At 43.8% G+C, this 23,740-nt stretch carries 16 protein-coding genes; 9 read left to right on the plus strand and 7 right to left on the minus strand.

What is annotated here, in order from left to right; all coding sequences use genetic code 11:
* Positions 1-54: 54 nt before the first annotated feature.
* The gene (locus tag DN068_RS03055) at positions 55-1,383 is read left to right on the plus strand and encodes a DEAD/DEAH box helicase (protein ID WP_110997410.1); all 1,329 of its coding nucleotides are present in this window, start codon (positions 55-57) and stop codon (positions 1,381-1,383) included.
* Positions 1,384-1,706: 323 nt separating this feature from the next.
* On the opposite strand, the gene DN068_RS03060 is transcribed toward DN068_RS03055, so the two are convergent.
* Together DN068_RS03060 and DN068_RS03065 are read right to left on the minus strand one after the other, a co-directional pair.
* Positions 1,707-2,423, minus strand: coding sequence for a LytR/AlgR family response regulator transcription factor (locus tag DN068_RS03060; RefSeq protein ID WP_110997411.1), 717 nt, complete (start codon positions 2,421-2,423; stop codon positions 1,707-1,709).
* Entirely contained in the window at positions 2,423-3,472 is a 1,050-nt protein-coding gene (locus DN068_RS03065) for a sensor histidine kinase (RefSeq protein WP_110997412.1), read from the minus strand. Before DN068_RS03065 ends, DN068_RS03060 begins: the two co-directional genes overlap by 1 nt.
* Positions 3,473-4,070: 598 nt before the next feature.
* Here DN068_RS03065 and DN068_RS03070 point away from each other — a divergent pair.
* The 6 genes from DN068_RS03070 to DN068_RS03095 all read left to right on the plus strand — a co-directional run bounded on the left by DN068_RS03070 (position 4,071) and on the right by DN068_RS03095 (position 10,581).
* Positions 4,071-5,414: a TolC family protein gene (locus tag DN068_RS03070; RefSeq protein WP_110997413.1), complete on the plus strand. Its 1,344-nt coding sequence runs from the start codon at positions 4,071-4,073 to the stop codon at positions 5,412-5,414.
* A gap of 37 nt (positions 5,415-5,451) precedes the next feature.
* Positions 5,452-6,636, plus strand: coding sequence for an efflux RND transporter periplasmic adaptor subunit (locus DN068_RS03075; protein WP_110997414.1), 1,185 nt, complete (start codon positions 5,452-5,454; stop codon positions 6,634-6,636).
* Positions 6,633-7,382, plus strand: coding sequence for an ABC transporter ATP-binding protein (locus tag DN068_RS03080; RefSeq protein WP_110997415.1), 750 nt, complete (start codon positions 6,633-6,635; stop codon positions 7,380-7,382). Before DN068_RS03075 ends, DN068_RS03080 begins: the two co-directional genes overlap by 4 nt.
* An 11-nt stretch (positions 7,383-7,393) precedes the next feature.
* The gene (locus tag DN068_RS03085) at positions 7,394-8,623 is read left to right on the plus strand and encodes an ABC transporter permease (protein ID WP_110997416.1); all 1,230 of its coding nucleotides are present in this window, start codon (positions 7,394-7,396) and stop codon (positions 8,621-8,623) included.
* Positions 8,624-9,087: 464 nt separating this feature from the next.
* Positions 9,088-9,768: an RICIN domain-containing protein gene (locus tag DN068_RS03090; RefSeq protein ID WP_110997417.1), complete on the plus strand. Its 681-nt coding sequence runs from the start codon at positions 9,088-9,090 to the stop codon at positions 9,766-9,768.
* Positions 9,769-9,894: 126 nt separating this feature from the next.
* Complete coding sequence (locus tag DN068_RS03095) at positions 9,895-10,581, plus strand: RICIN domain-containing protein (protein ID WP_123985214.1); 687 nt, start codon at positions 9,895-9,897, stop codon at positions 10,579-10,581.
* 78 nt (positions 10,582-10,659) lie between these two features.
* Here DN068_RS03095 and DN068_RS03100 read toward each other — a convergent pair whose 3' ends face one another.
* A complete protein-coding gene (locus DN068_RS03100) occupies positions 10,660-11,778 on the minus strand; it encodes a S1/P1 nuclease (protein ID WP_110997419.1) in 1,119 nt (372 codons plus the stop codon).
* A gap of 326 nt (positions 11,779-12,104) precedes the next feature.
* On the opposite strand from DN068_RS03100, the gene DN068_RS03105 reads away from it, so the two are divergent.
* The gene (locus DN068_RS03105; RefSeq protein ID WP_110997511.1) at positions 12,105-12,962 is read left to right on the plus strand and encodes an MBL fold metallo-hydrolase; all 858 of its coding nucleotides are present in this window, start codon (positions 12,105-12,107) and stop codon (positions 12,960-12,962) included.
* 19 nt (positions 12,963-12,981) lie between these two features.
* Here DN068_RS03105 and DN068_RS03110 read toward each other — a convergent pair whose 3' ends face one another.
* The 4 genes from DN068_RS03110 to DN068_RS03125 form a co-directional block, all read right to left on the minus strand.
* Positions 12,982-14,460, minus strand: coding sequence for a T9SS type A sorting domain-containing protein (locus DN068_RS03110; RefSeq protein WP_110997420.1), 1,479 nt, complete (start codon positions 14,458-14,460; stop codon positions 12,982-12,984).
* Positions 14,461-14,483: 23 nt separating this feature from the next.
* Positions 14,484-15,959 carry a T9SS type A sorting domain-containing protein gene (locus DN068_RS03115; RefSeq protein ID WP_110997421.1) on the minus strand — a complete coding sequence of 492 codons (1,476 nt, stop codon included), beginning with the start codon at positions 15,957-15,959 and terminating at the stop codon, positions 14,484-14,486.
* Positions 15,960-16,084: 125 nt separating this feature from the next.
* Positions 16,085-16,732: a response regulator gene (locus tag DN068_RS03120; RefSeq protein WP_110997422.1), complete on the minus strand. Its 648-nt coding sequence runs from the start codon at positions 16,730-16,732 to the stop codon at positions 16,085-16,087.
* Complete coding sequence (locus DN068_RS03125; protein WP_110997423.1) at positions 16,729-18,708, minus strand: tetratricopeptide repeat-containing sensor histidine kinase; 1,980 nt, start codon at positions 18,706-18,708, stop codon at positions 16,729-16,731. The genes DN068_RS03120 and DN068_RS03125 overlap by 4 nt, the downstream gene beginning before the upstream one ends.
* A gap of 167 nt (positions 18,709-18,875) precedes the next feature.
* Here DN068_RS03125 and DN068_RS03130 point away from each other — a divergent pair, with 167 nt between their 5' ends.
* Entirely contained in the window at positions 18,876-23,639 is a 4,764-nt protein-coding gene (locus DN068_RS03130) for a beta strand repeat-containing protein (RefSeq protein WP_110997424.1), read from the plus strand.
* The last annotated feature ends 101 nt before the right edge of the window (positions 23,640-23,740 follow it).

A 23,740-nucleotide genomic window follows, 5' to 3' on the forward strand; every position in this document is an offset into this window, starting at 1 on the left:
AGCACATTGCCCACATTAAAACACATTCCCCACATTAAAGATTATCTTCGCGCCATGACTTTTGAAGATTTGAACCTGACGACTCCGTTATTGAATGCGCTGGATGATATGGGATATCAACATCCTACGACTATCCAGCAAAAAGCTTTTTCGATCATTAAGTCGGGGAGAGATGTATGTGGCATTGCACAGACCGGTACTGGTAAAACACTGGCCTATCTGTTGCCTACACTGAGTTTGCTGAAATATTCAAAAGACCGTTTTCCGCAAATGCTGATTGTGGTACCGACGCGTGAACTGGTTATTCAGGTTTTGGAAACGGTAAAGCAAATGACAAAATATATGAGCCTTGAGGCGATGGGCGCTTATGGTGGTGTGAATATGAAACCTCAGGCTGCAGCAGTCGAAAACGGTACGGATATCATAGTGGCTACGCCGGGCCGTTTGATGGACCTGATCCTGAATGGGCATCTGAAAACAAAAAATATCAAGAAACTGGTAATCGATGAAATGGACGAAATGCTGAATCTTGGCTTTCGTACCCAGATTACCCGTATCCTGGAATTATTGCCCGAAAAACGTCAGAACCTTCTGTTTTCGGCAACGATTACAGAGGATGTAGATACTATGATGGATGTTTTCTTCCAGAATCCGGAAAGAGTGGAAGCTGCACCGGCAGGTACTCCGCTGGAAAACATCAACCAGATGGAATATGATGTGCCGAATTTCAATACGAAAGCAAACTTGCTGGAGTTGTTGCTGCGCCGTCATGAGGACATGAGCAAAGTGCTGGTATTTGTCAGTACCAAACAATTGGCTGATGATCTTTACGAACGTATGGATCTGATTTTTCCGGAACGTCTGGGTGTTATTCACTCCAATAAAGAACAGAATCACCGCTTCAATACAGTAAAACAATTTCAGAATGGTACCTACCGGTTTATCATTGCTACGGATATCGTAGCGCGTGGTATTGATATTGCGGAAGTAACACACGTAATTAACTTTGATTTGCCGGAAGCGCCAGAAAACTATATCCACAGAATCGGCCGTACTGGCCGTGCAGATAAAAAAGGTATCGCCATTGCGTTTATAACCGAAAAGGAAAAAGAGCTGCAGGAGAACATTGAAGCGCTGATGAATTATAAAATTCCTGTGGTGGAATTACCGGACGGCCTCGTAATATCTGATGTGCTGATTGACTCGGAGATTCCGAAAGTATCTATGCGCAACAGTCTCATCCAACTTCCAAACATTGAAGACACAAAGGGTGCTTTCCACGAAAAATCTGCGAAGAATAAAAAGGTGAATGTGAAGGTGCGCCATGCGGATAAAATGATGGCGAAGTATGGCAAGCCAAAGAAGAGAGGGAAGAAACGTTAATTCGGCAATTAATGTGTTGAATGTGGATTAATGTGGGGAATGTGTTTTACTCGCGTCACTGCGAAAAATGAAGCATTCTGCACGTTAATGATAATGGTCGGTGAGCGCCCTTCGTCTCCGCTCAGGGTGACCCGCGCGGGTGTTTTTTCATATCACGTCGACCTAAGGAGACGTCTCACGTTATGTAGACTCATTTTATCGCGAGTTCCCTCTTTCATCGGGACAAAAGTGAGTAAAACATTCTATTGGCGCCTTTTGCGTCTTCGCGTAAAATAGAGTTAAAGCGCAGGCACTGTCAATTGTCAACTGTCCATTGTCAATTACTAAAGCCATCGATTCATCAAATCTCTGAACACATCCTTGTATTGCTCGCCAACTGTAATATTTACATCGCCGAGGTGAACGGAATTTTTGGTGATGGAATCGATTTTATCCAATGCTACGATAAAAGAGCGGTGAATGCGGATGAATTTTGCCGGTGGTAATTTTTCCTCGATAGAACGCAGACTACTTAATGTGAGAATAGGCTTTTTGCCTTCAGCAAGGTGAATTTTGATGTAATCTTTGAGCGATTCAATATATACGACATCTTCAAAATCGACACGCACCATTTTGTAGTCTGCTTTCACAAACATAAAATTGTCTTCGGGTGTAGCTGTTTTCTGGCTGTGCAGTAAATCAAAATAATGCTCCGCTTTGGTTGCTGCTTTTAGAAATTCTTCATAGCTAAAAGGCTTGAGCAGATAGTCGAGTGCGTCTACTTTATATCCTTCGATTGCAAAATTGTTGAATGCCGTAGTGAAAATAATGCGTGGCGTGTTTGCGTTGCCGGCTAATACCCGCGCGAGTTCTATGCCGTTTAAATCAGGCATTTGAATGTCCAGAAAAACGAGTTGAATATCATCGTTGCGAATTGCAGCGAGTGCCGCAACTGCATTAGAAAAACTGCCCGCCAGTGCTAAGAAAGGCGTTTGCTCAATGTATGAACTCACCAGGCGAAGCGCCAGCGGTTCGTCGTCTACGGCGATACAGCGCAACATTAGCTCAGTTTTATACTTAAATGTACAATATATTTTTGCTCGTCCTGCCGTTTCGTCTCCAGAGTATAGCGGCCAGGGTAGGTCAGTTCCAGCCGGCGTACGGTGTTCTGCAAACCGATGCCTCCGTCTTCCTCTATTTTGTTTGGATTTGCAGCAATCAGCGGATTACTCACCGTCATCGAAAAAACATCATCGTTTTCTTCCAGAATAATATCAATTGTTCCTTTGTCAATATTGCTGACGCCATGTTTAAAGGCGTTTTCGATAAATGGCATCAATAACATGGGGGCAATTGCTTCGTCTTTAAAATGCTGCGGTTTGACATAATGTACCTGCGTGTTTTCACTCAAACGCAAACGCATGAGTTCAATGTAATCGTCAATAAAAGAAATCTCTTTGCTCAGCAAAGTCGTGTCGTGCTGTGCTTCGTACAATACATAGCGCATCATGCGGGAAAGCTTTTGCAGTGCGTCTCTCGAAGCATTGACGTCGATGTAGGAAAGTGAATAGATATTATTGAGTGTATTAAAAAAGAAATGCGGATTGATCTGCGCCTTGAGAAAGGCAAGTTCCGCACTGATTTTTTCTTTCTCCAATTCTTCACGCAAAGCTGTAACCTGTTGCCAGCGCTCATAGGCGACAATAGAAGTACTGATGCCCATGATCAACAGCGAAGTGATCATCATAAAACCATCGAAATTGCCGGGCTTGTGTGGTGGTCGTCCCAGTGCGGTGGACATGGCCTCGTAAAAGTGTAAATGGTCATTGATCCACTGTCCCAGCAGTGTAACAAAGGTGACACTCACAAATGCCCAAAGTATAAACAACCAGATCTTCTTCCGGAAAAGCAATGCAGGTGCGGCGTAAATTGTGTTGGCATAATAAAGTGCAATGAGTATCACTAAATGATAAACCTGTTTGGTCCAGAATACTTCTGGCAGTTTTACGCCCCAGGTAAGCGGCTGCAGCAATAAAAATACAATGCCCACAATGGTCCACAGCAACACATAGTGTCGGGCCCTGCGATGTTTGGTAGCAATTGTATTCATAATACAATTTTAGAGAAATAGCTGCGTACCGGCTATTTTATTCGATGTACAGGGAGTGTTTACCGTTCGCGGGTCAATTATTGCCGTTGAAGTTGAAAGCTTCCCGTGCGATGTTATCCTGAGTGGAGTTGAAGGATGGGCGTGGGTATGATGTTTGATTTTCAGCAAGCAGTATTACCTTGATTTATCTGTACCGGCTTTAATTCATCTTCGAATTCTATCACTTTTTACTTGAACAAAAAGTAACCCAAAAATTCAAGGCTTAAGGAAACGTGGCTAAAATGAAAACGCATATAGCTACAATTATTAAAGCTTACTAGCAGCTTTTGTGCAATTTACCAGCCCGGCTATATCCGGGCATTGAACCTTTGGTAACCATCATAATTGCTTAACGCTGTCTGCATTTCATTTCTTAACGCCAAGTTTCCTTAGGCCGACGGCGTTGCGTAAATCTACCGCCGCATAATAGCCATCAGCGATCTCAGCGGTAAAAACCGGGAGTTTATCGGTAATCCCTTACTCCTGGTATAGTTGTTTTTTGCAGGTAAATGGATCGGCTTTCCTTTGTTTTGAGAACTGTAAAGCAAGAATCAAGGAAATGATGCAAAATGGCTGGTTGAAATATGGTATAAGCGCAACGCTGCTTTGGGCCGCAACAATTGCCGGTGCGCAGGATGCAACAGATACATTGCCCAGTGTCTGGAATCTCAACGATTGTATCGAATATGCCAACACGCACAATTACAATATTAACACACAACGCTATAGCAAAGAAAGCAGTCAGCAGAATCTACTTCTTTCAAAATCCGCTTTACTGCCCAATTTATATGGCAACGGAAGTTTTAGCGTGAATCACACCGGCGCCGGAATAGCTAATCCTTCGCAAGAATCCTCAACATCCACAACTGGTACCGCTTCTGTAAATACTGCCTGGACTTTATTTAACGGAGGTTATCTACGCAAGGATATTCAACAAAAAGAAATTGCCGTACAAACCGCTGGTCTTTCCATCGATGAAAATATCAATAACGTGGAGCTGCAGGTAACGCAGGCATATCTCTACATATTGCTGGATAAAGAAACGATCATTTATAACGAAGACCTCATTAAAACTTCACAGGCGCAGCTGGAACAAATGCAGCAGCAATTTGCTGTGGGAAGTGCGGCTAAAAAGGATGTGATACAGCTCGAAGCGCAACTGGCCCAGGATAAATATAATCTGGTCACCTCAAAGAGTACTGAACGTATAGATAAACTAACGCTGAAAAAATTATTACTACTACCGTCCGAAGTAGATTTCGATATCGTAAAACCGGATACTATTTTTTCTCTGGAATTACTACCGCCATTGCAGGACGTACAAGCAACGGCACTTGATTTCAGGCCAGAGGTAAAGATCAGTGAACTGTCGCTAAAGTCGCAAGAGTTAAGCCTGGCCAAAGCAAAAGCAGGCTATTTACCGACACTTAGTTTGTCAGGTGGTATTGGTACCAATATTGGCAATACTACATCCTACAGTTTAGGCTTTTCGCTCGACAACAGTTTTTATCAACAGGCCGGTGTGAATTTATCTGTTCCCATTTTTACACGTCGTGTAAACAAAACAAATGTCGCACTGGCCAGAATCGGTATCAAACAGGCAGAGCTGGATTTGCAGAATACGAAGGTTACTTTATCACAGACTGTAGAACAGGCATACATCAATGCGGTGAATACGCAGAATCAGTATGTAAGCGCAAAAGAGCAGCTGGTCTACAATACGGAGGCATTCCGGATTTCCAGCGAAGAACTGAAAATAGGATCATTGAATATGGTGGGTTACATACAGCAGCGCAATCTTTATGTGCAATCGCTGCAGCAATTCGTGCAGGCAAAATACAACGCTGCCATGTCATTGAAGATATACAAGTTCTATAAAGGCGAACCATTCACACTTAACTAAACAGAAGCGAATCCAACCAACGAAAAGTATTTGAACAATGAAGAAAAGGAAAATAATTATCTATTCTATTACTGCCGCAGTGCTGTTGTTCCTGGTATGGTTCTTCTTTCTGAAAAAGGAAAAGCAGGAAGTTCATTTCACGCTGGCCGGGCCTACTGTTGGTCATATCGCGGAAACGGTCACTTCCACAGGAACAGTGCAGATTGTAGATACGGTAACCGTGGGTACGCAGGTGTCGGGCATTATCAAATCGATCCATGTAGACTTTAATGATAAAGTGAAGAAAGGCCAGTTGCTTGCAGAGATTGATCCTACGTTATTGCAGGCTACTTACGATCAGATTAAAGGTTCGCTGGCGCAATCGCAGGCCAGTCTTACTTATCAGGCTGCCAATTACAACCGTCAGAAGCAACTATACGAAGTAGGCGCTATCAGCAAATCGGACTATGATAATGCGACTAGCACTTTCAATGCTGCTAAAGCAAACGTGGCGAGCATCACTGCGCAATTAAGATCTGCGAATCAGAATTTAGCGTACACAAAGATTTATTCGCCGCTGGACGGTGTTGTGCTCTCGCGCAATGTCAGCGTCGGACAAACGGTAGCATCTAGTTTCAGTACGCCGACCTTGTTTGTTCTGGCGAAAGACATTACCAAAATGTTAGTCAATGCAAGTGTAGACGAAGCAGATATCAGTCACGTATCGGTAGGACAGAAAGCTACTTTCACCGTTGATGCTTATTTGAATAATGTATTTAACGGAACAGTCGGTACGATCCGTATCGATCCGACAGTTTCCTCCAACGTCGTGACCTATCCGACATTGATCAATGTGGATAATTCTTCCGAAAAACTGATGCCAGGCATGACTGCAACGATTACTATTTTCTCGAAAGAAGCAGACAGCGCATTACTGATTCCCGTAAAAGCCACCAAGTTCACACTGATGGCAGATCCCGGAAGAGATTATAAAGTAGAGCCATTAAAAGAAGCAGTAGAAAAAGGTGGTCATGAAAAAACAGTTTGGGTGCTGAATGGAAATGTGCTGCAGCAAAAGAAAATTACAACAGGACTGAATGATAACACGCATGTACAGGTTTTGAGTGGATTAAATAAAACGGATTCTGTAGTAACGGATATGAACGGTGGCAAAGCTCAGGCTACGACTCAGGGACAATCAGCCAGTCCGTTTATGCCAAAATTCCCAAGCAGAAAAAAATGAGTGATAAAATCCTTGAAATAGATGACCTCAAGCGTGAGTTTGTAATGGGCAGCGAAACAGTACGCGCGCTCAAAGGTGTTTCTTTTGATGTGCTCAAAGGTGAGTTTGTAACCATCATGGGCAGCAGTGGTTCGGGTAAATCAACTTTATTGAATTTGCTGGGTTGCCTGGACAAACAAACTTCCGGCGAATATTTTCTTGATGGTATTGATGTAAAAACGCTTGACCGGAATCAGCTGGCAAAACTGCGCAATTTTAAAATAGGTTTTGTATTTCAGGCTTATAATTTATTGCCGCGGACATCTGCGCTGGAAAATGTAGAATTGCCACTTTTCTATAATTCAAAGATCTCCGGAAAAGAACGCAGAGAACGTGCGCTGCATGCGCTGGAAGCAGTGAAGCTTGCGGACAGGCAACATCATACGCCCAGCCAGTTGTCGGGTGGACAGCAACAGAGGGTGGCCATCGCACGGGCATTGGTAAATGAGCCTGTAATGATTCTGGCCGATGAAGCAACCGGTAACCTGGATACGCGTACTTCTTACGAGATCATGGCATTAATGCAGGAGTTGAATGAGAAAGACCAAAAAACAATCGTGTTTGTAACACACGAACCAGATATCGCGGCATTCAGCAGTCGTACCGTTTTTCTGCGTGATGGAAAAGTGGTAAAGGACTCACCGAATGCCAATAAAAAGAATGCTAAAGATGCTTTAGCTGCACTTCCTGTTTCCGATGACTATTAGAAATTGACGCGATGAACATTTTCAACCTCATAAAAATTGCTTTAAAAGCCTTGCTGAGAAATAAGCTGCGTGCGCTGCTTACCATGCTTGGTATTATTATCGGAGTAGGTGCGGTAATCACCATGATGTCGATCGGACAAGGATCCAAAGACAGTATTCAGTCTTCCCTGTCGGCAATGGGCACCAATATGATCACCATTATGCCCTACAATAATCTGCCCGGCGGCGGCGGTGGTGTGCGTCTGGGCGCGTCTTCCATACAAAGTCTTACGATTGCCGATGTAGAAAAATTGAAACGCGATGTGACTGATGCCACTGAATTTTCGCCGGCGGCTTCGGCATCCGGGCAGGCAATTAAAGGTACCGCCAACTGGCCGACAACGATTCAGGGCGTGGCGCCTTCTTATCTTGATATTCGTAAACTTTCTGTCAATTCAGGCATTGAGTTTTCAGACAACGATGTACGGACTTCTGCAAAAGTTTGTTTGCTGGGACAAACAGTGGTGAATAATCTGTTCGGTCCTAATGTGGATCCTATCGGGCAGATCATCCGCTTCAATAAAATTCCCCTGCAAGTAATCGGCGTATTGTCGCCAAAGGGTTACAATACCTTTGGTCAGGATCAGGATGATATTATTATTGCACCTTACACAACTGTGCAAAAGCGCATTCTGGCTACTATTTATTTTCACGCTATTTATGCATCGGCACGAACTGAATCAGTTTCGGATCTGGCTTCTGAGGAAATTTCCAAATCGTTACGTGAAAGCCATCGTTTACGCGAAGGTCAGGATGATGACTTTGTGGTGCGCACGCAGGCAGATCTTATTAAAACGCTGAGTTCAACGAGTGGTATGCTTTCGGTTTTACTGACAGCAGTAGCTGGTATTTCTTTGCTGATTGGCGGTATCGGAATTATGAACATTATGTACGTATCCGTAACGGAACGCACACGCGAAATCGGGCTGCGTATGTCGATTGGCGCACGTGGCATTGATATCATGTCTCAATTCCTGATTGAGGCTATTCTGATCAGTATTACGGGTGGCTTGATTGGTGTGATACTCGGCATCGCTGCATCGATTTTTATTTCATCGTTCCTGCACTGGCCGGTTATTATTTCGGAAACGTCTATTGTTATTTCCTTTCTTGTCTGCGCATTGACTGGTGTGTTCTTCGGTTATTATCCCGCACAAAAAGCAGCTAGATTAGATCCGATCGAGGCATTGCGGTATGAATAAGTTAAGAAGTCGAAAACAATTGATTGGAAGTGATGAATTAAAAGGAATGTATCTCTGCGAACAAAGAAACGGCACCGTCTCACAATACGAGACGGTGCTGTTTTGTTCTTAATAAAACAATTGGACATTTTTTATCACAACACTTAATTCCACCCGAAAATGAAACTTGTTTTTTTGATGATCCGGTGTGTGGAGATAAATTATTAGCATATCAAATAAATCTATTTTTTAGGAAAATCCCCACCTCCTAGTTAGATGACGCAATGCGGCTTTGATATCCATTTCAACCGTTCTAAAAGTCTTTTTTATTCTGATGTGCTCCTGTACGTTTGCAAACGAATAACATTTGCGGCATCATTTTACGTCAAGCAATTGCAATTACCTCAAAAGCCCCACACGCTGTCAAATTTTGTTTAATAAAATTTCAGGGCTTTCGGCTCATTTTTTAATAACAAGCTAGTATTATGAGAAAACAGAAAAATCTGTTGAAAATTGCATTGCTTGCGTCTATTTCTTTATCCATCGTTTCCTGTAACAAAGGAGATCGAATGGCGACAGACAGTCAAGTAAAAAATCCGAAAAATGTAAAAGGTGCCACCGCCAGGGTTGGTGCGACAACAGGCATAAGCGTGTTGCCACAATCTGGTGTGCAGGACCAGTATTACATTGTTTCCAAAGTATCGAACAGAGCGCTTACCAATCCGGGTTCAATCGGCGTGCAAATGCTGCAGACGGAGCTGGTGTCTCCTGGTACAGTGCCTTCATCAAATGCGGATCTCACAATCGCTTATTATGGCAATGTAACTAATCCTGCGAATTTCGATCCTGGCAGCTATACGGCCTACAGAATTCAATGGGGCAGCATGAATCCAAATACACTTACTAATAGTTTCTGGGACGTATTGTCTAGCTGGCAGGATGGTAGCAGCGCAGTTGTATGGTCGAGGATTGATCAGGATAGTCAGCTATTTGTTTTTCAAAGAACTGGCGCTGCCGATAGCAGCGTGTATATCCGCAATTTGTTCTCAGGGAAATATCTGCAGATCAGAGGAACGCAGGATGTAAATATCACTTCTGGCGCTGTTGTGGAACAGTGGAGCTATTCGGGAAATCCAAATCAGAAGTTTTTTATTAACGTGAGATAGGGATAACCTCGTTGTTTTTAACGGTATGAAACAACCTCTTTTTGCGAAGTGGTTGGAAGCGGCATGCGCAATTTAAACCGTCTATATTTTATCCAATATTAAAGCTTACGTAACAAAGATCAGATTATGAGAAAACATAAAAATTTGTTGAAAATTGCATTGCTTGCGTCTGTTGGCCTTTTTATAATCTCTTGTAACAAGGGAGATCGAATGGGGACGGATAATCAGGGAGAGAAAAATGGAGACACCAAACGGTCAATCGCTGTAGGTGGTGTGTACTCTGGTATGAGTTTATTGCCACAGTCGGGACTGGCAGACGGGTTTTATATCGTTTCAAAGTTGTCTAACAAAGCGATTACCATTGTACCTGAAGGGGTTCAATTGCAGCAAACTGAGTTGACATGGCCGGGTAATGAACCATCATCTGACGCAGATCTGACAATTGTTTATTCGGGTTCGGTGACTAATCCTGCAAATTTTGCGGCGGGTACTTACAATACCTATAGAATTCAGTGGGGTAGTATCAGTCCGAGTACTTTAATTAATGAGTTCTGGAGTTTACAAGGCACGGCAGCTACATGGGGGATGCCAATTGTGTCTATGCCAAGCGCGGAGCTGGATAATCAAAGATTTATCATTCAGCCAACAGGGAATGCAGATACCAGTATATACATTCGCATCCTTAATACCGGTAGATATGTGCAGATTGCAGGCGGTTCAGACGTAAATACCACCGTAGGCGCCAAAGTAGAACAAAGTGATTTCTCAGGAGACTTAAATCAGAAGTTTTTTGTCAAAAAGAGAGCATACTAAACCAAGGTATTTAAAGACTGGCTCAGAACCTGAGCCAGTCTTTTTATTGCTATAAATGTGTGCCGAAATTCGGTTTCATTAGTGATCTGAGAATTTGATCTGCTCCGGTTTAGATACAACGATCTCCGCTTTGCCTTTATATTCCTTCACTTTCCCGGTGATGCAGATATTTTTCCCGTCGAGATATTCTTCCGGTTTGTAAGAAAACAGACCACGGTCGCTGCCGAAGATGACGACTGTAAACCGACTATTTGGATAAGCTGCACCAATATTTAATAACGTGGGTGTACCGTTTGATTTTTCGAGAAATTTCCCGCCAAATACTTTGCCACATACAGTGACCTCTTGCCCGATATGTTGCATCGCTTCTTCCGCGGAAATATTGCTTCCCGGAGCAACAACCTGTGTATTTTGTTGTACCGCTGCTGCATCGCTGAATAATATTTCCAGCACAGCGCCCAAACGTAAACCCGCTTGCAGCAAGCGTTTTTCAATGATGGTTTTATTGCGTGTACAATAGGCTTCATCGATAGCGTTGTTCTGAAAATTATAGACATCACCGAGTAGTGCACGTGATTCATTCATCCAGCGCACCACATCAATTGTTTTCATTTTTGCAATTTCCTCTGCTGACATTGTTTGGTACAATTTCTCGACGTCTGCTGTTGCAATTTTTTGTTGCTGAATGATTTCATCATCCCAAACCCAGTGCAGGTTTGATGGCTTTGAAAGAAAGGTTACTTCCACATTGTTGCCGCCATGATCTGCGCCATAACCTGCATGCAATGGTTGGTGTAAGTCGCCGATCAGGTGAAAAAGTTCCATTACGTCTGTCTTTGCTTGTTCGCTGCAGATGGTCTTTTTGTGCTTTAGTTCGTTGATCGCAATAGTGATTTGGTTGACCACATTTTCATCGTTGTTTGGAACATAGTCTTTTCCTTTTTCCACGTTGACATAATGCCATGGTTTCATGAAATCATAATCGTGATTGGATCGCATTTCGTCCATCCATACACTGGCTTCGTCCGGAGTAGTAGTTCCCAGACAATTTTGTACTTTTTGTTTTACAGATTCTGAAATATGCGCCATTGCAATTTCCGCAACAATCTGGTGGCCGGTTTTTCCCCATGCAAAAAGATATTGAGGAAACAGGAATGTAGCCGCACATGCAGCCCATAATAACAGTGATTTTTTCACGACAGAAAAGAATTATTTATAAACTAAAAATGGTTTGCCCTGGAAGCAAAGGAAGGGACAATAACCGCCTCTACGGCTGGGAATGGGGAGAAATAACCTAATTATAATATGGGTGAAAGCTAATGGTTTAAGGTATAATGCTTTTTTGAAATGTGGATAATGTGTTTGATGTGATTAATGTGCTTGTGTTTTTGTAGATGTTTAATATGCCTAATGTCTTTGATGTCGAATGTTTTTGATGTGCTTTTTTTAAATTTGAAAACAGGAGCCAGCTTTAGGCTTTGGGCGTTGAGCTTTCAGCTTTTTTCACCATTTTTGCAGGCTCTATGTCACTTTATATCGCATCGCTTAACTCAGGTAGTAACGGGAATTGCTATTATATCGGCAACGACCGTGAAGCGGTGTTTATTGATGCTGGTATCTCTTGCCGGGAGACAGAGTTGCGTATGAAACAGCTTGGTCTTTCAATGGACAAAGTGAAGGCAATTTTTGTGTCGCATGAACATTCGGATCATATTTCTGGTATTCCGACGTTGGTAAAGAAATACGGCATCCCGGTGTATATCACGAAAGAAACTTTGCGCAGCCGTAAATTATACCTGGATAAAAAGTTGATTCTTTTTTTTGAGACAGATGAAATAATAACCATCGGCGGATTATCGATCAAGTCGTTTTCAAAAGCACATGATGCAGCCGATCCGCATAGTTTTACGGTTTCGGGAAATGATGTGACGATTGGTGTGTTTACGGATATCGGTGTGCCTTGTCAGAATCTGGCGACACATTTTCAACGGTGTCATGCTGCATTTTTAGAGTCTAACTATGACGAAGAAATGCTGGCGAATGGTCGTTATCCTTACTTCCTGAAAAGCCGCATTACCAATGGTAAAGGGCATTTGTCGAACACACAGGCGAGAGAAGTGTTTGTGCAAAACCGTCCATCGTTTATGTCACATTTATTGTTGTCGCATCTTTCTCATGACAACAATAATCCGGAACTGGTATTGAATCTTTTTAATGAAGTGGCTCCGGATATGCACGTAGTGGTTGCATCCAGACACGAAGCATCGCCTGTATTTCATATTAGCCCTTATCCCCAGTCTTTTTTGACTGTTGCAAAGAAGGAGCGTCTCAGCACGAGTGCCGGTGATGTGCAGCTTTCTTTGTTTATCCCCGGCACCTAACGGATTCCCCTTTCGGGAGCTATGGGTGTACAATTTCTATTTTCTGGTAACTCATTTCGCTGCCATTGTTCATCGTCAGCATATAAAGACCAGCAGCAAGTGCGCTTACATCAATTTTGTTTTTCGATGAAGTAATTTCTTGTTGCAACATGGTACGACCGGTAATATCACTGATGCAGCATTTTATGTGTTGCAGATTAGCAGGTAACGCGAAATGGATTTCATTATTAGCCGGGTTAGGGTAGATGCTGATCGCTGCATTGACCTGGTTGATTGCAGCTACACCCGTTGGATTATAAGTTCCGTACGACTGGCCGTTTTTGCGTGCGTAAGTCATGAGATATTTCCATCCTTGCCCTCCGGATCCGACGCCGTAACAACCTTCACGATCAAGATCGCCAATGCCGTTTAAGGCTTGTATAATATGGTAACATGGTTCAAAGGTGACCACGACATAACCATTTGCCGTAGGTGTTATGTTAGTCGCATCGAATTGGTAGCTACTATTGGAATAGCCATAAAAATCTTTCACCGGATAGTAGTGAATGAAATTAGTTTTATCATGCTCCGGAATATGATAAGTTGCGAGATCGTAGTTCTGGTATAGATACTGTATCTGTGAATGCGTTATCGAAGAAGCACCGCCGTTAGCGTTATATTGATAAATGGTTTCGTCGATGTTTATCTGAATACCGCCTGTGGTATGGTTTACGCTGGTTACAGAATCGGAGAAAAATTCAACCTTGTTGCCAAATACAGTGTACTCGTACTGGAAAAGATCGCCCGCATAAACATCGTAGATGCCCGCGATGGTTGGTCGTCGGTAGTTGGTATACCCGAAAGCAATACCAGGATTGCTGGTAGGATAGGTGTATGGATTTTCACCGGAAGTTTCGGCATAGAGATCGCCAAACCAGCCGAGCTGACGAAATGGAAACATATAGAGGTTTATCACTTTTGCGAAGCCGTGATTTTTACTGAGCCATATTTCCTGGTCATTCAGTGAATCAGTTGTATTAACCGTTCCGTTGTTATAGGCCGTGATGCGTATTTTCTTGATGCTGTCTAAAACGCCCGAGAACGAAAATGTATCGGCGGCATAAATCGTAGCCGTATAAGAGTAGCTTGAAGTATCATCGTACAAGGTCCAACTATCGCCTGCAATGCCTTTTGTTTTAATTACAAGGGTGTCGCCCCAGTAAGAATCAAAAAGCCAGGTGCCATCGCTTTGTGCGATTACATTTTTGCCCAGCCAGCTGCCGCCGTTGCTGTCCAGTATCTGATTTTGGTCGTAGTGGCCTCTTAAGGTCCGGAAAGGGTGGTATATTAAATCAGTGCCTACTGTCGTTACACTATCTATCGTGATTGCGCGCAAATAGTTATTGCTGTTGATAAAATAGGATGTATCGCCGGGGATCAGGCAGCGGTAAGGTGTTTGTGCGTTTGACTGCAGGAAGAATACGCAAAAGCAAAGTGTAAATAGATGTTTAAGGTTCATACTGTTGGTTTTTAAATCGCTTATTAATGCACGATCTCTATTTTTTGATAACTCATTTCATTGCCATTGTTCATCGTCAGAATATAAAGACCAGCAGCAAGTGTGCTTACATCGATTGTGTTTTTCGATGAACTAATTTCTTGTTGCAACATGGTACGGCCGGTAATATCACTGATGTGGCATTTTATGTTTTGCAAGTTGGCTGGCAGCGAAAGATGCAATTCATTGTTTGCCGGATTTGGATAAACATTGACCGAACTATTTGAATGCACTTCCGATATGCCTAATCCGTAGTAGTGTCCGCTTTTAAAAGCAGATGTCATGTAACTTTTCCACTGCCCGTCGGGGTCTGCACCATAGCAACCGCCTACGAGTACATCTCCGATGCCGGTAATTGGGTCCATATAACCCAAACGTGAACACGGTTCAAAAGTGTTTACCTCGTAGCCACTCGGATTCGGTTCAAAATCGATATTGGTAAAATGATAGCCGATGTTGGTATAACCTTGAAAATTATCGACCGGATAGTAAGCGAGTGTCCATGGTTTATTATGTTCGGGAATAAAGTTTTTGAATTGATCATAGTCCTGGCAGGTGTACGTAGTTTGTCCATTGCCCTGTGAGTAGCCCTGCGGTGTATAATGAGAAGTTCCTCTATTTACAAATATTTCAACTCCTGCCGCCGTCAGATTAATGCTCGTTACCGTATCATCGGTGTACCAATAGTTATAATAGTTGTTGCCGTTTTTAAGCGTATAGCTAAAAACATCTCCCGGATGAACGTCATAGATGTTGGCATTAGTAGGGCGCACGTAATGCACGTAGTCGAAACTGGTATATGCCTTTCCCCAGTTGGAGTAGGGATTTTCGTTGGAAATATCCATATACAGATCAGCCCGGTAAGGATTTATTGATTGTCCGGGTGCGTGAAACGGGAACAGGTATAAGTTAAACACTTTAGCAAAGCCATGGTTTCTGCTGAGCCAAATATCCAGACCATCCAGCGAATCATGCGGATTGATGATCCCGTTATTATAGGCTGAGATGTGCATTTTTTTGATACTGTCTAAAACTCCTCCAAACGAAAAAGTATCGGTCGCATAAATGGTAGCGGTGTAAGAAAGGCTGGTGGAGTCATTGTATAATGTCCAGCTATCGCCGAGATCAGCCTGCGTTTTAAGAGTAATGGTATCACCCCAATAGGTGTCGAAAAGCCAGGTCCCATCGTTCTGTGAGATTACATTTTTGCCCAGCCAGCTGCCGCCGTTGCTGTCCAATACCTGATTCTCATAAGGTCCCCTTAGGGTCTGGAATGGATAGTACAGCGTATCATTTCCAGATGAAGCGACGCTGTCTATGGTGATAGCGCGGAGGTAGTGGCTCGTTTGGTTTATAAAAAAAGAAGTATCACCGGGAATAAGACAGCGGTAAGGTGTTTGTGCGTTTGACTGCAGGAAAAAAACACTTAGGCAAAGGATGAAAATGTATCGAAGGGGCATTTGGTTAGGTTTCCGTAAAGATAAATTTTTATGCTAATTTATTTAACGGGAAGGCAAGGTAGGGATTGTCATTGGGGTGTCAGTTGTTTCTGACTGGAACCGAATAATCGCGCAGAGATTCCCCTTTAGTGGTTAGGGGTATCCAGTCCCATCATAATCGCTTTTCGAACCAGTCCTGCCATGTTTTTCACTTCCAGCTTTAATGAAAGATTCAGACGATAGTTCTCAATAGTACGGAGGCTCAGGTTTAGCTGCTCAGCGATCTCCTGACTGCTGCATTCGTTGATGATCAGTTGCAGGATTTGTTTTTCGCGCGGTGTTAGAGAAAATTTGGAAGACGTCTGACGTTTCAATTGCCTGCGAAACTCTTTTAGCTTTTCCAGCATTTCCGGTTTCAGAAACTGTTTGTTCTGGTAAACCGTTTCAATCGCAGTAACCAGCGTTTGTTCGTCGGTGTTTTTCAGCAAATAGCCCAGCGCGCCGTTTTGCAGCATATTGTTTACATACAGTGTATTGTCGAAATTAGTGATCGCCAGTATCCTTACAGAAGGATATGTTCTTACAATTAAAGGCGTTAGTTCATCACCGCTTTGACCGGGCATTTGTATGTCGAGCAGCAGTACATCCGGCAATGATTCTTTCAGACCATTCATCAGGTCCGTGCCATTCTGGTAAGTGCGCCCGATCTCAATGTGCTTATAGTGCGAAAGCATGTCTTTAATGCCATTAATGACCATCAGGTGATCGTCTGCAATATTTATGCGGATGTTCATACGGTTGCTGTTTTTAAGAGTTCATGAAGGTTGAATTCGATATAGGTCGTAGTGCCGTGATCTTTTTCTGATTCTACCGAAAAAATGCCCTGTAATGTTTGTACACGCGATTGCAGATTTTTCATACCGATGCCGCCCGCGGCTTCGTCTGTGTCAAATCCGGTACCATTATCTTCCACCATGATTACTAGCGCATCTTCCAATTGGCGGATCTGAATAGTGACATCAGTAGCCTGCGCATGTTTGATAATATTCTGGATCAGTTCCTGTACAATGCGATAGATGTGCAGTTCTACAGAAGTATCGAATGCACTGATTTCGTTGTGCACTTGTAAGTCCACATGGAGGCCCGTTCCCGAGCTGATATTGGCACAGTAAATACGAAGCGATTGTATCAGCCCATGGCGAAGTAATATATCGGGCATCAGGTTGTGCGCGGTTTTTCTTACTTCGGTTATTGTGTCGTCTATCATGTGCAGGATTGGCTCTGCGTCTACGTTCTTGCCATCTGCTGCTCTTTTTTGTGTCATGCTTAAGTGCATGCGAATGGCAGCGAGCATGCCACCGATTCCGTCGTGCAATTCGCGTGCAAGTCTTGTCCGTTCCTGTTCTTCACCATGCATGATGGATTTCAGTTGCAGGATCTCGCGTTGTTGTTGCAGGATATGAATGCGGTCCGACTGTATTTTTTGTTTGTTACGATAGTTGCGATAAATACCGATGATAAAAAGGAATAGCAAAGCAATGCTGCCCGCAGCAATCGCGATCCAGATATTTTTCTGCTGCAGTTCATTTTGCTGTGTGTTGATAAGTAATTGTTTTTCTGCAAGCGATTTATCTTTCTGGGCAGAATTGTATTTCATTTCAATCTGCGCGATCGCTTTCATTTTGTCCTTGCTGAGCAGACTGTCTTTGAGTTTGGTGTACACGTGATACTTTTCCAGCGCTTCTTTATAGCGGCCGGTTTGCTCGTAGAGATCTGCGATGGCTTCATAAATATCGGCTTCGTTGTCATGAATGCCGGATTGACGCAAACGACTTTCCGCTTTCCGTAAAGCTTCCTCCGCCTTTTGATAATTTTTCAGTTTCAGTTGTACCAGACCAATATGATAATTCGGTTGGATAGAGCCGAAAAGTGGATTGGTACTGTCGCTGACGCGCAGCGATTGTTCAAAATAACTCAGTGCTTTTTCCGGTTGATTGGCATCCAGCATTAAATCGCCGAGGCTATTGAGCTGCGCTTGCTCTTCCTCTTTAAACTTATGCTGGCGCGATATTTCCAGCGCTTCCGAAAAATTCTGATAGGCCAGTTGTGGTTGATTAAGTTTCTGATAAGCTGTGCCTTTATTATTGAGTATGTAGGTGAGGGGATTGTACAATTTGTATTTCCGCGCTACGGCTTCACCTTCTCTGGTATAATCCAGTGCTTTCTGGTATTGGTCTGAAGTGAGCATCACCGCGGCGATATTGGCATACAGGATCGCATAGTTGGCATCAATGATGTTTCGCTGTTTCAGATATTGAAGCGTGAAATATTCTACTGCAGCGGCTTTGTCGTACAAACCCTGGTAATAGTAGGTTGTACCGATGTTGATAAACAGCGTTGTGAGATAAGATTTATTGGTGGATATTTTACAATAAGGATAAGCCTGCTGGTAATAAATATAACTCTGCTTGTAGTTGTCCTGACTCATGGCTGTAATGCCCATATTCATCAGCGATTTTGCAATACCATTGATGTAATGAATCTGTGTGCTGAGTGTTTCTGCTTTCTGCAATAGCGCCATCGAACTGTCTGGTTTTATCCAGCGTAGTTTCATGCCCGCATTGATCAGTTTTTTGATGTAGACAGTGTCCGCAGGTTGCACATCCGTAAATGTCTGCTGCCGCACTTTTTTAAAATCCTGAGCCATGGCGTTTCGGCTGGCAGATACCAGCGAAAAGATCAGGAGAAATATATAAAACAGCTTCCGCATCAGCCTTTCACGTTCAGGTAAAATGAAGGGATTAAAGATAGAAGTTCATTTAAATTTTTTGTTATTTAAAATAGGAGTAGTTCTACTCTATGGCTCGGTTTGGCGAGTAAATACATTTGAAATGATCTGATAGGATCTCCCCTTTGTTCATTATTTATTCCAAACTTATGAGTTACAGACTACGTCTTTGCGCCCTATTAATGGCAATGACCTTGCCGGGCATGCGTTCTTTGGCCCAGCTAAGCGGAACCATCACCGTTCCGAGTTCAAGCTACCCTGATCTCGCGTCTGTAGTCAGCGCCCTCAATACGCAGGGTACTGCCGGAAACGTCACCGTAAACATTCTTCCGGGAAATCCGCAAACGGCACCGGCCGGTGGTTACCAGCTCGGCAGCACATTGTTGAATGCCACTGTTTCCCCAACCAAACCGCTTATTATCAACGGTAAAGGAAACACGGTCACAGCTTTTACCGGAACGGGTACAACAGATGGTATTTTCAAAATTCTCGGAACCGACAACCTGACCATCGATAGTCTTAATCTTTCGGAAAGTGCATCAAACACCACTGCTACCACCGCAATGGAATGGGGTTATGCTTTGCTGAAACTCAATAGTATAGCGCCGTATGATGGATGTCAGCATGTTACAATCAGTCACAGTACTATTTCGTTAGGTACCATAGCAACGGAAGTAACAGGTATTTATGGGAACACACATGTCTCTTCCAGCACAACGGCGCTCGCCGCCGCATCGGCTGTGACGGGAGATGCCAACAGCTACAATAATTTTTACGGCAATACAATCAGCAACTGTCACCGCGGTATCAGCATGACGGGTTTTAATGCGGCCGGCGTGTACGATTATAATAACGTGTATGGTACTACAGCAGGTAATACGGTCACTTTCACCGGTACCTCCACAAACGGTTATGGTATTGCAGTGAAGTACGATAGTCTGGTAAATATTTCCAACAATACCATTGGCACAGCCGCAACAAATGCCGACAATGCTTACGCGATTTATCTGAGCACAGGTAAAGGAAATGCAACGGTAACTGGTAATATCATTACGAATATGCAGAGCGCAGGTACCACACAGACATTAGCTGGTATCTACAACGCTGGTCACGCTGATAATACAGTGGGTGCCACTTTGCAAGTAAGTAATAATACGCTCAGCAACTGGTCGTACGCCACAATGACGACGGGCAATATGTACGGTATCTATCACGCTGCATCGCTGGCGATGGATACGATCAATTTCGTGAAAAACACGGTGAGCAATCTTTCCGGTGGTTCAGGCGTATCTGCTTCTCTTGGCGGTTTTCCACCAGTAACAGCTGCTTATGATATGATCTACGTTACTTCGGGTGCTACGCCGAACATCAATATTAAGTACAACAGTGTAACTGGCATCGCATTGAGCAATACCAATGTGCAGACGTTCTGTATTTATGCGAATGGCAGTGGCCTGGGTAATACTTACATTCAGAACAACTATGTAAATAACATTACGACCGGCGGTTCTATGTATGGTGTTTATGGAAGTGCAGCCACAACCAGAATGGTGTATATCACCGGTAACCGGATCCAGAACATGACCTCAAATGCCACATCGCAGAGTGCCGGTCAGATCTACGGTATCAATGGTCAGAGCGGGGGGGCGAATAGTATTATTGCCAACGATACAATCTCCAACACTTCCAGTATTGCCACGTGTTATGGCATTGGTGCTGCGTTTGTAGTATCACTGGTGCATGACAATATCATCAGCAACATGACAAACACAGGTATTACCAACCTTTATGGTGTGAATATTTCTGGTGGTACAGGACAAGTGTATAACAACCGGATCTATGGCCTGAATATGACGGGTACCTCGGGTGGCGCTTATGGTATTAGCATGAGCAGCAATACAGATACCGGTCTGGCGTATAATAACAACATTTCTGGTTTCACGGTGAGCGCGGGTTTCAGCACTTCAGGTACTGGTGTTGCTCCGGCGTTGTATGGTATTGATGCGTCTGGTGGAGGTAAATACAGGATTTATCATAACACTGTTGATATTGCCACAACGACCACAACCGGTGCGAATTTTAGCGCCGCTGGTGTATATTATAGCAGCAGCTCTATTTATTTTGATCTCCGCAATAATATCCTCAACATTAATTGTCCACCCGTGGGTGCCGGCTATACGACAGCTTTACGCCGCAATAATGGTACGACGGGTACAGTGCCTGCCAATCTTTATGCAGGTAGCGGTGGTAATATTTATTATGTGCCAAATACCAGTCCTAAGTGTTTGTACTATGGCGAAGGTATTACGGCCGCAGGTATGGCCAACCTTTTTGGTCCTGCAAATGATCCTAATTTCAACACATCTTGCGGTGCGTACAAAACCTTTATGGGTAAAGATCTGACGTCTTACACAGAAAATAATCTGGTAGCCGGTTCTGTGCCTGGTACATTTGTGCCTGCAGGTAGTTCTTATGCAAAAAGCGGTGGTATTCCAACAAATTTTCCACCAACCGCAACCGATTATGCAGGTACAACACGTCCGGTAAATACACCAGATGCGGGCGCACTGCAGTTTACAGGCACGGCGGTAGATATAGCACCACCGGTAATTACTTACACTGCTTTGCCAGCTGTGGTATATTGTACTACACCTCCTGTATTAAGCGCCAACATCACTGATGTAACAGGTGTCAACGTAGCGGCAGGAACAGCACCACGTTTATACTACAAAAAAGCTTCAGAGAATAATGCATTCGGCAGCTATCCTTTAGATAACAGCACTTCTTTCAACGGCTGGAAATATGTAGAAGCAACAGGCACTGCGCCCAACTTCTCTTTCACGATCAATTACAACAAACTGGCATCTGCACCGGCGGTAAATGATTCTATCTCTTACTTCGTGGTGGCACAAGATGTTACTGCTGCCATTCAGGTAGGCGTAAGTCATGTTGGTTTTGCACCGGGTTATTGCCCATCAAGTGTCAATCTTACACCTGCTGCCGGTCCGCTGAGTGCTACACCAGTGGCCAGTGGTTACAGAATCGTTGCACCGGTTGCTTACACTGCTACTGCTTCACAAACGCTTTTCTGTACCGGCGGTACCACTAACTTAAGTATCACACCTGTGCCAACCGGTCTTACGGTCCAGTGGCAGGAAGATAACGGTGGTGGTTACAACAATATTTTTGGTGCGACTACTGCGAACTATACTGCGACTGTAAATGCGACTGCAAATTATCAGGCAGTCCTGAGCTGTAGTGGTACCCCGGTGGCTACTTCTACTGCAATTACGGCTTCTGTTACAAACCCAACTGTAGCAAGCACTGCGCCTGCATCTCGCTGTGGCTTCGGTACGGTGACTTTGGGTGCTACCGGCTCTACCGGTACTACGATCAACTGGTACAATGCTGCTATCGGCGGTACTTTACTGGCTACTGGTAATAGCTATACAACACCAACTATCGGCGCAAGCACTACTTATTATGTTGCCGCAAGCAGCAATATCGCGGAAACAACACCGGCGCCTCCGGCAAATAACTCTGGCTTTGGTTTTTATACGGCTACAGTTGGCTGGGGACTTGTGTTTGCGGTAAATAATCCGGCTACGATTAATAGTGTGAAAATGTATCCTTACGCTACTACTTCAGGTCCTGCAACTTTGCAGATTGTTATTACGGACATGTCTAATAACGTAGTGGCAACAGGTCCTGTGTACAACTTTACAGCACCAACTACTGCCGTCGCACAAACGGTGCCGGTAGGTATTTCTTTGACGCCAGGTAATTATAAAATGGCGATGACTGCAACTGGCATTACGAAATTGTACAACGAATACAATGCCGTATTCCCATATACAACCGCTTCCAATTCTGTTTCTATTACAGCTGGCGCAACTGGCGGTACTACGACTACATCGGAATACTACTGGTTTTATAACTGGTCGGTAACGCCTGGTTGTATCAGTGCGCGCACACCAGTTGTAGCAACGGTTACACCGGCTCCGGCTATCGCGCTTCATGCAAGCTCAGCGCCTGATCTTTGTGCCGGCAGCAACGATACGTTGACGGTAACTTCTGCTAACAGTGGCTACACTTATTCATGGGCGCCTGTTTCAGCTACTGGCAGTACACTCATTACATCTCCGGCAACAGACACGGTTTATCATGTTACGGCAACAGACAATACTAGCGGTTGTGTAGCGATCGATTCTGTAGCGATTCATATTGCGCCGGTGCCGCAAGCTATTATCAATTCCACAGGTTCTTCAGTTTGTCAGGGTGATAGCTTAACGCTGAATGCACTGTTCGGTGTGGGGTACACTTATCAATGGATGTTTAACAGCAACACAATCGCTGGTCAGACGGCACAAACATATGCCGTACATAATGCAGGTGCATACACGGTGAAAGTGACACAAGGTGTTTGTTCGGCTGTTTCCACGCCGGTAAATGTTACTGTAAGTCCATTGCCAACGCCAACGGTTACGGACAATGGCACGCAGCTCCAAACCGGTACATTCACTACTTACCAATGGAATCTGAATGGCAATGCAATCAGTGGTGCTACTGGTCAGAATTATACACCGACGCAGGCAGGCAGCTATACCGTAACTGTCACAAATAGCAATGGTTGTGAAGCGGAATCTGCTCCTTATAATTACAACGTAGGTATACCAGGTATTTCAGGTCCGACTGCAGTTTCTGTTTATCCGAATCCGGCGGAAGACCGTGTGCATATCACTGCAGCATTCAAAGTGAATGTAACAGTTACAGATCTGCAGGGTAAAGCATTAATTCAGCAAAACAATGCAGTTGATATTGATCTGAAAAATCTGCCAGGTGGCGTCTATCTGATGCAAATCCGTAACGGAGATAATATCATGGTTAAAATTGAAAAACTAATTAAACGATAGGCCTAAGGCCTAAAGCTTAAAGCCCTCGTGTTATTACATAATAGGAGCAGTTTTAAGCTTTGGGCTTTGAGCCTGAAAGACGCTTTGTATGTACGGGGTCA

Source organism: Taibaiella soli (genome assembly GCF_003236175.1).
GTDB lineage: Bacteria > Bacteroidota > Bacteroidia > Chitinophagales > Chitinophagaceae > QKTW01.